The organism is Burkholderia sp. Ax-1720 (assembly GCF_011753035.1).
Taxonomy (GTDB): domain Bacteria; phylum Pseudomonadota; class Gammaproteobacteria; order Burkholderiales; family Burkholderiaceae; genus Burkholderia; species Burkholderia gladioli.
Window position 1 is genome coordinate 18,445 of record NZ_VWWK01000078.1, and the last position, 11,260, is coordinate 29,704.

The 11,260-nt window shown below is 69.8% G+C and carries 9 protein-coding genes and 1 pseudogene; 7 read left to right on the top strand and 3 right to left on the bottom strand.

What is annotated here, in order from left to right; genetic code table 11:
* Positions 1 to 8: 8 nt before the first annotated feature.
* Together iolG and F3J18_RS21400 are read right to left on the bottom strand one after the other, a co-directional pair.
* Complete coding sequence (gene iolG, locus F3J18_RS21395; RefSeq protein ID WP_166914064.1) at positions 9 to 1,028, bottom strand: inositol 2-dehydrogenase; 1,020 nt, start codon at positions 1,026 to 1,028, stop codon at positions 9 to 11.
* A complete protein-coding gene (locus F3J18_RS21400) occupies positions 1,021 to 1,905 on the bottom strand; it encodes a MurR/RpiR family transcriptional regulator (protein ID WP_025101600.1) in 885 nt (294 codons plus the stop codon). Before F3J18_RS21400 ends, iolG begins: the two co-directional genes overlap by 8 nt.
* Before the next feature lie 215 nt (positions 1,906 to 2,120).
* On the opposite strand from F3J18_RS21400, the gene F3J18_RS21405 reads away from it, so the two are divergent.
* The 7 genes from F3J18_RS21405 (at position 2,121) to iolB (ending at position 10,988) form a co-directional block, all read left to right on the top strand.
* On the top strand, positions 2,121 to 3,197 hold the full coding sequence (locus F3J18_RS21405) for a sugar ABC transporter substrate-binding protein (protein ID WP_025101599.1): 1,077 nt from the start codon (positions 2,121 to 2,123) through the stop codon (positions 3,195 to 3,197).
* A 100-nt stretch (positions 3,198 to 3,297) separates the two neighbouring features.
* On the top strand, positions 3,298 to 4,443 hold the full coding sequence (locus F3J18_RS21410) for an ABC transporter permease (RefSeq protein ID WP_013697714.1): 1,146 nt from the start codon (positions 3,298 to 3,300) through the stop codon (positions 4,441 to 4,443).
* An 11-nt stretch (positions 4,444 to 4,454) separates the two neighbouring features.
* The gene (locus F3J18_RS21415) at positions 4,455 to 5,255 is read left to right on the top strand and encodes an ATP-binding cassette domain-containing protein (RefSeq protein WP_025101598.1); all 801 of its coding nucleotides are present in this window, start codon (positions 4,455 to 4,457) and stop codon (positions 5,253 to 5,255) included.
* A gap of 12 nt (positions 5,256 to 5,267) precedes the next feature.
* A complete protein-coding gene (gene iolC, locus F3J18_RS21420) occupies positions 5,268 to 7,244 on the top strand; it encodes a 5-dehydro-2-deoxygluconokinase (RefSeq protein WP_166914066.1) in 1,977 nt (658 codons plus the stop codon).
* Positions 7,245 to 7,255: 11 nt separating this feature from the next.
* Positions 7,256 to 9,217, top strand: coding sequence for a 3D-(3,5/4)-trihydroxycyclohexane-1,2-dione acylhydrolase (decyclizing) (gene iolD, locus F3J18_RS21425; RefSeq protein WP_240156420.1), 1,962 nt, complete (start codon positions 7,256 to 7,258; stop codon positions 9,215 to 9,217).
* Positions 9,214 to 10,134, top strand: coding sequence for a myo-inosose-2 dehydratase (iolE, locus tag F3J18_RS21430; RefSeq protein ID WP_166914069.1), 921 nt, complete (start codon positions 9,214 to 9,216; stop codon positions 10,132 to 10,134). Before iolD ends, iolE begins: the two co-directional genes overlap by 4 nt.
* Positions 10,134 to 10,988 (top strand): 5-deoxy-glucuronate isomerase, encoded by an 855-nt coding sequence (gene iolB, locus F3J18_RS21435; RefSeq protein WP_166914070.1) that lies wholly within the window; start codon positions 10,134 to 10,136, stop codon positions 10,986 to 10,988. The genes iolE and iolB overlap by 1 nt, the downstream gene beginning before the upstream one ends.
* Before the next feature lie 103 nt (positions 10,989 to 11,091).
* Here iolB and F3J18_RS21440 read toward each other — a convergent pair.
* Positions 11,092 to 11,260 (bottom strand): annotated as a pseudogene (locus tag F3J18_RS21440) (ABC transporter ATP-binding protein); the annotation flags it as partial.

An 11,260-nucleotide genomic window follows, 5' to 3' on the forward strand; every position in this document is an offset into this window, starting at 1 on the left:
CCGTCTCCTCAGGCCACCGCTTCGCCGAGCCGCACCGCGCGGCCCTCGCGCCAGGAGCGCGTGGCGGCCTCGGCCAGCTCCAGCGCCTTCACGCCGTCGGCGATGGTGGTGCGCACCGGTTCGCCGCGCGTCACGGCCGCGAAGAAATGCGCGATCTCGCGCGCATAGGCGATGCGGTAGCGCTCCAGGAAAAAGGCTTCCGGCAGGTCGCTGGACACGGCCTTGGCACTGTAGGCGGTCACCTCGGTGGGCCGCACGTTGCCGGCCTGCAGCATGCCGGCGCTGCCGAGCAGCTCGAAGCGCTGGTCGTAGCCGTAGGCGGCGCGCCGCGAGGTGTTGATCTGGCAGAGCCGGCCCGCCTTGGTGCGGATCGTCACGGCGGTCGCATCCACGTCGCCGGCCTCGGCGATGGCCGGGTCGGTCAGGCAACTGCCGGTGGCATGCAGGGTGTCGGCCTCGTCGTCGAGGATCCAGCGGAAGATGTCGAAATCGTGGATCAGCATGTCCTTGAAGATGCCGCCCGAACGCTGGATATAGCTGACCGGCGGCGCGCCCGGATCGCGGCTGGTCACCACCAGCATCTCCGGGGTGCCCACCTCGCCCGCCTCGACGCGCGCCTTGACGGCCTCGAAGGTGGGATCGAAGCGGCGCTGGAAACCGATCATGCAGACCACGCCGGCCTTCGCCACCGCCTGCTCGCAGGCTCGCGCGCGCTCCAGCGCGAGATCGACCGGCTTCTCGCAGAACACGTGCTTGCCCGCCGCGGCCGAGCGCTCGATCAGGTCGGCATGGGTGTCGGTGCTCGAGCAGATCACGCTCGCGCCGATCGCCGCATCGCCCAGCGCCCCTTCCACGTCGGCGACCCGCGCGCCGTGCTCGGCGGCCAGCGCCGCGGCGGCGCCCGCGTCGACGTCGATCACGTACTTCAGGCGCACGCCCGGCTGGCGCGCGAGATTCGCCGCATGAATGCGGCCGATGCGCCCGGCGCCGAACACCGCGACGTCGATCGTCGGAACTGCTTCAGTCATCGTATCCTCCAGTGTCCTTCACTTCTTCCACGTTCAATTCGAGCCGGTACGCGAGCGCGATGAACAGCGCCTGGCACAGGCAGATGGTGCTGGTCAGCGAGCGGAACGCGAACGCGCTCCCCTCCTTGACCAGCAGATGCGCGCTCGCCTCGCGGACCAGCGGCGAGAGCCGGCTGTCCGTGATCACGAGCGTGCTCGCATGGTTGTGACGCGCCGCGCGCAGGCAGTACTGGGTCTCCTTGCCGTAGGGCGCGAAGCTGATCGCGACCACCACGTCCCCCTTCCTCACGCTGCGGATCTGCTCGCGGTACATGCCGCCCAGCCCCGACACCAGGTGCACGCGCTTGGCCGTGTGCTGCAGCGCATAGACGATGTAGCTGGCCACCGGGAACGAGCGGCGCACGCCGATCACGTAGATGTTCTCGGCGCGCTCCAGCATCGAGACCGCCGCGTCGAACTGCGCGTCGTCGAGCCCGGCCGCCAGCTCGTCGAGCCCGGCGCGCGAGGCGTCGATGAACTGGTGCGCCATGGCCGGCACCGACAGCGCGCCGGCGGCGCCCTTGTCGTCGATCAGGCTGCGGATGCGCTGCTGGTAGCTCTGCACGCTCGGGTTCTGTCCCGTGTAGGCGTCGCGGAACACCGCCTGCAGATCAGAGAAGCCCGAGAAGCCGAACCGCTGCGCGAAGCGCACCACCGCCGAGGGATGCACGCCGCAACGCTCGGCGATGTCGCTGGTGCGATCCATCATCACGCTCGAACGGTTCTCGTCGATGTACGAGGCAATGCTCTTGAGCTGCCGCGGCAGCGTGTCGAAAGCCTCGGTGATGCGCTGCAGCAGCGCCTCGACCGGCATGTCGGGTTGCGATGTCTCGTCCATGGTGTGCGGCCCGTGCGCCGCCTGCGCGGCAAGCGCGCGGCGCCGGACTCGATGCTGATGTCGTGAGCCGAGTATAGGCAGTCGCCCACTGAAATGGAACAAATTTTCCATTTCCAACGTAAATAAAATTTTCTTTGCAATCGCCTGCGAGTTGACCTAATCTTGCTCGTGAACGGCAACGTTCGACCCATAACAGAACCGACACAGGTGGAGACATGAGACTTTGCAATGGCAAGGCCGGCTTTCGCACGCACGGAATCAAGGCGGGTCTTCGGGGCGTGGTCGCGGCGCTGGCCGTCGCGGCCGGGCTGGGCGCCGCCGCGCTGCCCGCGCAGGCGGCCGATGCCCGATTCGTGCTGATCAGCCACGCACCCGATTCCGATTCCTGGTGGAACACCATCAAGAACGCGATCAAGCAGGCGGACGAGGATTTCAACGTCACGACCGACTACCGCAATCCCCCCAACGGCGACATCGCCGACATGTCGCGCCTGATCGAACAGGCCGCGGCCCGCGACTATGACGGCGTGATCACCACAATCGCCGACTTCGACGTGCTGAAGAACTCGCTCGGCAAGGTCACCGCCAAGAAGATCCCGCTGATCACCATCAATTCCGGCACCGAGGAACAGAGCGCCCAGCTCGGCGCGATCATGCACGTCGGCCAGCCCGAGTACGTGGCGGGCCAGGCGGCCGGCGAGAAGGCCAAGGCCGCCGGCGTGAAGTCCTTCCTGTGCGTGAACCACCTGGCCACCAACCCGGTGTCCTTCGAGCGCTGCCGCGGCTTCGCCGACGCGATCGGCGCCGACATGAAGTCCTCCACCATCGACGCCGGCACCGACCCGACCGAGATCCAGTCGAAGGTCAGCGCCTACCTGCGCAACCATCCCAAGACCCAGGCCGTGCTGACGCTCGGCCCGGTGCCGGCCGCCGCCACGCTCAAGGCGCTGCAGCAGATGGGCCTGTCGGGCAAGGTCTATTTCGCGACCTTCGATTTCTCCGACGATATCGCCAAGGCGATCCGCGCCGGCACGATCCAGTTCGCGATCGACCAGCAGCCCTACCTGCAGGGCTACATCCCGGTGGCCGTGCTGGCGATCGTGAAGAAGGACAAGACCACCGATCCGGTGAAGATCCGCCAGATCCTCGAGGCCAACCCGAAATTCCAGGCGCGCCTGGCCACCTACGGGCTGCAGCCCTCCTACGGCCCGAAGAACATCCGCTCGGGCCCGGGCTTCATCACCAAGGACAACCTCGACAAGGTCGTGAAGTACGCAGGCCAGTACCGCTGAAGCAGCACAGGGCATCGTTCACCGCGCGGCGCGAGGCCGCGCCTCTTCACCGGCGCCGCGGGGTAGCCCCGCCCCGCGCGCCGGGCATCAAGGAGACATCATGGGTGTAGCCGGCAAGCATCTGACAGCGCAGTCCCAGCAAACCCCGCCGCCCGGCACGCGCGCCGACGAACGGCTGCGCGGCGAGGCCTGGTTCTCGCGCTTTCTCAACCGCCCCGAATTCGCCGCGATTTCCGGCACCGTGCTGGTGTTCGCGATCTTCGCGATCGGCGCGGGCGGCTCGGGCATGTTCAATCTCGACGGGATCATGAACTGGTCGCAGGTGGCGGCCTATCTCGGCATCCTCGCGGTGGGCGCCTGCCTGCTGATGGTGGCCGGCGAGTTCGATCTCTCGATCGGTTCGATGATCGGCTTCGCCGGCATGATGGTGGCGATCCCGACCGCGTATTTCCACTGGCCGATCTGGGCCGCGGTGATCTTCGCCTTCGCCGGCTCGATGGCGCTCGGCGCGCTCAACGGCTACCTGGTGATGCGCACCAGGCTGCCCTCCTTCATCGTCACGCTGGCCTTCATGTTCATCCTGCGCGGCCTCACGCTCGCGCTCTCGGTGATGTTCGCCGACCGCACCATCATCTCGGGCCTGGGCGACTACGCCCACGCCGACCCGGTCACCCACCTGCTGTTCCAGGGCGTGGCCTTCCACGGCCTGTTCCGCTGGCTGGCCCATGCCGGCATCGGCGGCGTGCTCGACAACGGCGACCCGCTGGTGCCCGGCATCCCCAAGGTGATCCTCTGGTGGCTGGCGGTCACCGTGATCGGCGCCTTCGTGCTGGCCAAGACGCGCTGGGGCAACTGGATCCTGGCGGTGGGCGGCGACGCCAACGCGGCCAAGAACGTCGGCGTGCCGGTGCGCCGCGTGAAGATCCTGCTGTTCGTGCTGACCGCCTTCTGCGCCTGCCTGTTCGCCGTGCTGCAGGTGGCCGACATCGGCTCGGCCGCGGCCGACCGCGGGCTGCAGAAGGAATTCGAGGCGATCATCGCCGCGGTGATCGGCGGCACCCTGCTGACCGGCGGCTACGGCTCGGTGGTGGGCGCCGCGTTCGGCGCGCTGATCTTCGGCGTGGTGCAGATCGGCATCACCTACACCAACATCAGCTCCGACTGGTTCCGCGTGTTCCTCGGCGTGATGCTGCTGATCGCCGTGCTGTTCAACCACTACGTGCGCCGTCGCGTGGCGCAATCCTGAGGAGCCGAACCATGTCCACGCCCTCCACGCACGACACGATTCTCGAGCTCGACAACGTCAGCAAGTTCTTCGGCAAGGTGATCGCGCTGTCCGGCATCAACCTGAAGCTGCGGCGCGGCGAGGTGCACTGCCTGCTCGGCGACAACGGCGCCGGCAAGTCCACCCTGATCAAGACCCTGGCCGGCGTGCACTCGCCCTCCGAGGGCCGCTACCTGGTCGACGGCCAGCCGGTCAGCTTCGAGTCGCCCAAGGACGCGCTCGACCTGGGCATCGCCACCGTCTACCAGGATCTCGCCCTGGTGCCGCTGCTCTCGGTGGCGCGCAATTTCTTCATGGGCCGCGAGCCGAAGAAGAAGCTGTTCGGCTTCATCAACGTGATGGACCTCGACACCAGCGCCGAGATCGCCCGCGCCAAGCTCGCCGAGATGGGCATCAACGTGCGCGACGCGCACCAGCCGATCGGCACCATGTCGGGCGGCGAGCGCCAGTGCCTGGCGATCGCCCGCGCGATCCACTTCGGCGCGCGCGTGCTGATCCTCGACGAGCCCACCGCCGCGCTCGGCGTCAAGCAGAGCTTCAACGTGCTCAAGCTGATCCACACCGCGCGCGCCAAGGGTATCTCGGTGATCTTCATCACCCACAACGTCCACCACGCCTACCCGATCGGCGATTCGTTCACGCTGCTCAACCGCGGCCGCTCGCTCGGCACCTTCACCAAGGACACCATCAGCAAGGACGAGGTGCTGGACATGATGGCGGGCGGCGCCGAAATGCAGAAGATGGTCGCCGAACTCGACGGCGCCGTGATCTAACCAGGAACCGATATGGCTCACTCCCCCCTTCCCTTCGCGCCGAACCGCCCGCTCGACGTGATCTGCATCGGCCGCGTCGCGGTCGACCTGTACGCGGAGCAGATCGGCGCCCGTCTCGAGGACGCGACCAGCTTCGCCAAATACCTGGGCGGCTCGTCCGGCAACATCGCCTTCGGCGCCGCGCGCCTGGGCCTGAAATCCGCCATGCTGGCGCGCGTCGGCAACGACCACATGGGCCGCTTCGTGCGCGACACGCTGGAGCGCGAGGGCTGCGACACGCGCCAGTTGCTGACCGACCCGGAGCGGCTCACCGCCCTGGTGCTGCTCGGCCTGAAGGACCGCGATACCTTCCCGCTGGTGTTCTACCGAGAGAACTGCGCCGACATGGCGATCGACGAGGGCGACATCGACGAGGACTTCATCGCCTCCTCGAAGGCGCTGCTGATCACCGGCACGCACTTCTCGACCGACAAGGTCAACCGCGCCAGCCGCCGCGCGCTCGACTACGCGCGCCGCCACCAGGTGCGCACCGTGCTCGACATCGACTATCGCCCGGTGCTGTGGGGGCTGACCGGCAAGGCCGACGGCGAGACCCGCTTCATCGCCAACGAGGGCGTGACCGCGCATCTGCAACGGATCCTGCCGCTGTTCGACCTGGTGATCGGCACCGAGGAGGAATTCCGCATCGCCGGCGGCAAGGACAACCTGCTCGACGCGCTGGAGATGGTGCGTCGCGTGAGCAGCGCGACCCTGGTGGTCAAGCGCGGTCCGCTCGGCTGCTCGATCGTCGAGTCCGCCGTGCCGAAGTCGCTCGATGCTCTGAAGCTGGTGGGCGGCGTCGAGGTCGAGGTGCTCAACGTGCTGGGCGCGGGCGATGCCTTCGCCTCCGGCTTCCTCTCGCAATGGCTGCGCGGCGGCACGCTGGAGGCGGCCGCGCGCGCGGCCAACGCCTGCGGCGCGCTGGTGGTGTCGCGCCACGGCTGCTCGCCGGCCATGCCGACGCCGGCCGAGCTGAACTACTTCCTGCAGGAAGCCGCGCGCGACCCGCAGCGCATGCGCCGCCCCGATCTCGATGCGACGCTGGCGCGCCTGCATCGCGTCACGCCGCCGCGCAAGCAGTGGGAGCAGGTGCTCGGCTTCGCCTTCGATCACCGCAACCAGTTCTTCGAGCTGGCGCAGCAGGCCGGCGCGCCGCTGGAACGGATTCCGCAATTGAAGCGCCTGTTCGTCGAGGCGGTCGCGCAGACCGAGTCGCAACTGGGCCTGCAAGGCCAGATCGGCGTGCTGATCGACGACCGCTACGGCCAGGACGCGCTCAACGACGCCACCGGCCGCGGCTGGTGGGTGGGCCGCCCGACCGAGCTGCCCGGCTCGCTGCCGCTCGAATTCGACCATGGCCGCTCGATCGGCACCACGCTCGAGACCTGGCCGGCCGAGCACGTCGCCAAATGCCTGGTGCGCTACCACCCGGACGAGGCGCTGGAAACGCGGCTCGAGCAGGAAACCCAGCTGCGCACGCTCTACGACGCGGTGCAGGCCAGCGGCCACGAACTGCTGCTGGAGGTGATCCCGCCGCATCGCGCCGACCTGCCCGAGGGCCCCGACGTGGTCTATCGCGCGCTCAAGCGCCTCTACAACCTCGGCATCTACCCGGAATGGTGGAAGCTCGAACCGCTGGACGCCGAGCAGTGGCGCGCGGTCGACCAGCTGATCGCCGAGCGCGACCCGCATTGCCGCGGCGTGGTGCTGCTGGGCCTGTCCGCGCCGGTCGAGCAGTTGATCGGCGGCTTCGCCGCCGCGGCCGCCTCGAACAGCTGCCGCGGCTTCACGGTCGGCCGCACCATCTTCTGGGAGCCGAGCCGCGCCTGGCTGGCCGGCGAGCTCGACGATGCCGGCGTGATCGCCCGCGTGCGCGAGATCTTCGAGACCCTGATCGGCGCCTGGCGCAGCGCGCGCGCCGGCGAGGTCGCGGCCCGCCGCGTCGCCTAGGAGAGCCGACCATGAACCATAGAGCGATCGAATCCGCCGCGCCCTGGCCGGGCGAGGCCACCGCCGAGGCGACCGGCACCGTGCGCCTGACCGCGGCCCAGGCCCTGGTGCGCTACCTGGCCGCCCAGCAGGTGGCCGCCGAGGACGGCAGCGGCCGCACCGAGCCGCTGTTCGGCGGGGTGTTCGCGATCTTCGGCCACGGCAACGTGGCCGGGCTCGGCGAGGCCCTGTACCAGGCGCGCGAGGTGCTGCCCACCTACCGCGCCCACAACGAGCAGGCGATGGCGCACAGCGCGATCGCCTATGCGAAGGCGCATTTGCGCCGCCGCATGATGGCCGTCACCAGCTCGATCGGCCCGGGCGCCACCAACCTGGTGACCGCCGCCGCGCTGGCCCATGTGAACCGCCTGCCGGTGCTGCTGCTGCCCGGCGACATCTTCGTCTCGCGCGCGCCCGATCCGGTGCTGCAGCAGGTCGAGGATTTCCACGACGGCGGGATCTCCGCCAACGACGCGCTCAAGCCCGTGTCGCGCTATTTCGACCGGATCGTGCACCCGGCGCAACTGCTCAACGCCCTGCCGCGCGCGCTGCGCGTGCTGACCGACGCGGCGCTGTGCGGCCCCGTCACGCTGGCGCTGCCGCAGGACGTGCAGGCCATGGCTTATGACTACCCGCTGTCGTTCTTCGCGCCGCGCGTGGTGTCCTTCCATGCCCCGGCGCCGGTCGAGACCGAGCTGGCCGCCGCGCTCGCGGTGCTGCGCGAGGCACGCCGGCCGCTGCTGGTGGCCGGCGGCGGCGCGCTCTACAGCGCGGGCGGCAGCGCCGCGCTGCGCGCCTTCGCGGAGCGTCACGGCATTCCCGTGGCCGAGACGCAGGCCGGCAAGAGCAGCCTGCCCTGGAACCACCCGCTCAACGCCGGCGCGCTCGGCGTGACCGGCTCGCCCGCCGCCAACGCGCTGGCCGCCGACGCCGATTGCGTGATCGCCGTCGGCACGCGCCTGCAGGACTTCACCACCGGCTCGAACACGCTGTTCGCGAATGCCGCCGTGATCGGCATCAACGCCAATGCCTTCGACGCGCTCAAGCACCGCGCGCTGGCCGTGGAGGCCGATGCGCGGCTGGCCCTCGATGCGCTCGGCGCGCGCCTGGCCGGCTGGCAGGCCGAGGACGGCTGGACCACGCGCGCGCAGTCGCTGGCCGCGGCCTGGCGCGACACGGTGCAGACGCTGACCAACGCGCCCGCCCAGCCGGGCACCCTGCCCTACGACGCCGACGTGATCGGCGCCGTGCAGCGCAAGCTGGATGCCTCGGCCGCCGGCGACATCGCGGTGTGCGCGGCCGGCACGCTGCCCGCCGAGCTGCACAAGCTGTGGCGCGCGGCGGTGCCGGGCGGCTACCACATCGAATACGGCTATTCGTGCATGGGCTACGAGATCGCCGGCGGCCTGGGCGCCAAGCTGGCGCGGCCCGAGCGCGAGGTGATCGTGTTCGTCGGCGACGGCAGCTACCTGATGATGAACAGCGAGCTGGCCACCTCGGTGATGCTGGGCGCCAAGCTGATCGTGGTGGTGCTCGACAACCGCGGCTACGGCTGCATCAACCGCCTGCAGCAGGCCTGCGGCGGCGCGCCCTTCAACAACATGATCGAGGACTGCGTGCAGGGCCCGCTCGGCGCGCCCGAGATCGACTTCGCCGCGCATGCGCGCGCGCTGGGCGCGCTGGCCGAGCACGTCGACGACGTCGCCGCGCTGGACGCCGCGCTCGAACGCGCGCGCGCCGCCGATCGCAGCTACCTGATCTGCATCGACACCGATGCCACCCGCACCACCGCCGAGGGCGGCTGGTGGTGGGAGGTGGCGGTGCCCGAGGTGTCCTCGCGCCCGGCCGTGCGCGAGGCGCGCGCGAGCTACGAACGGCAACTGGCCGAGCGCGCCGGCAAGCCCGAACCCCATACTCCGGAAGCATCGACATGAGCGACTACCAGATCCGCATCGGCATCAACCCGCTGTCCTGGATGAACGACGACCTGCCCTCGCTGGGCGGCGAAACCCCGCTGTCGGTCGCGCTGACCGAAGGCCGGCAGATCGGCTACGAGGGCTTCGAGCTCGGCAACAAGTTCCCGCGCGAGCCGCAGGCGCTCAAGGCGCTGCTGGCCGAGTACCAGCTGGCGCTGGTCTCGGGCTGGTACTCCGGGCGGCTGGCCGAGCGCGGCGCGCAGGAGGAGATCGACGCGGTGGGCCCGCATCTCGAACTGCTGGCGAAGAACGGCGCGACGGTGATGGTCTACGGCGAGGTGGCCGCCTCGATCCAGGGCTCGGCCGAGGTGCCGCTCTACCAGCGCCCGCGCTTCGTCGGCGAGGCGCAATGGGAGCAGTACGCGCGGCGGCTCGACGAGTTCGCGCGCTTCACGCTCAGCCACGGCGTGCGCACCGCCTATCACCACCACATGGGCGCCTATGTCGAGGCGCCGGCCGACATCGACCGGCTGATGGCCGCCACCAGCGAGGCCGTCGGCCTGCTGTTCGACACCGGCCACGTCACCTTCGGCGGCGGCGATCCGCTCGCCGTGCTCGACAAGCACATCGGCCGCGTCTGCCACGTCCACTGCAAGGACGTGCGCCCCGAGGTGATCCGGCTCGCGCGCAACCGCAACTGGAGCTTCCTGCAATCGGTGATCAACGGCGCCTTCACGGTGCCCGGCGACGGCGCGGTGGATTTCCCGGCCGTCATCGAGCGGCTCAAGCGCCATGGTTATCGCGGCTGGTTCGTGGTCGAGGCCGAGCAGGATCCGGTGATCGCGCCGAGCTACGCCTATGCCGAGAAGGGCTACCGCACGCTGCGCGCGCTGGTGGACGCCCCGCTCGAACCCGCTCGCAAGGAGGCCGCGTGATGAATACCGCCAACCCCGGACATTCGCAGGACCTGCTGGTCAAGGCCGCCGCCAGCGGCCGCTCGATCGCCACCGTCACGCCGGAATCGGCGCGCTGGAACCACGTGGGCTTCGCGGCCTATCGGCTCAAGGCCGGCGAATCGCTGGCGCTGCACGAGGCCGCGCGCGAGACCTGCATCGTGGTGATGGCGGGCCGCGTCGACATCGTCGATGCCGACGGCACGCGCTGGGACGCGCTGGGCTCGCGCGACAGCGTGTTCGAGGACAGCGCGCCCGCCGCGCTCTACCTGCCGCCCGACCGGCGCGTGACGGTCACCGCCACGCGCGACACCGAGCTGGGCGTGGCCAGCGCGCCGGGCACCGGCCGCTTCCCGCCGCGCCGCATCGAGCCGGGCGAGATGAAGCGCTCGGTGCGCGGCACCGGCGCGAACACGCGCTACGTCTGCGACATCCTCCCCCAGACCGAGCCGGCCGAATCGCTGCTGGTGGTCGAGGTGCGCACGCCCTCGGGACACTCCTCGAGCTACCCGCCGCACAAGCACGATACCGACAACGTGCCGGTCGAGAGCTTCCTGGAGGAGACCTACTACCATCGCGTGAACCCGCCGCAGGGTTTCGTGTTCCAGCGCGTCTATACCGACGAGCGCGACATCGACCAGTCGATGGCCGTGTCGGACCACGACGTGGTGATGGTGCCGCGTGGTTATCACCCGGTGGTGGTGCCTTATGGCTACGATTCCTACTACCTGAACGTGATGGCCGGGCCGACCCGCGTCTGGCACTTCAAGAACGATCCCGAGCACGACTGGATCGCCAAGCGCGACGCGGCGGCAGCGGCGGCCAAGGCGGGCTGAGGCGTCGCGGCGGCAACGTCGAGGGCGCGCGCGGCGGCGGACGATGAAGCGGCAAGCGAGCCGCGCCATCGTCCGTCGCCGTTGCGTTTGTCCGGTCGAGGCCTCAACCGGCGCCGAGCCAGCGCGCCTCGTCCTCGCGCGTCAGCGTGCCCGGCGCGCCGTCGTGGACGATCCGGCCGCGCTCCATCACGGCGATCCGCGTCGCCAGCGTGGCCGCCAACTGGCGACGCTGCTCGATCAGCAGGATCGCGACGCCGGCCTCGCCCAGCCGC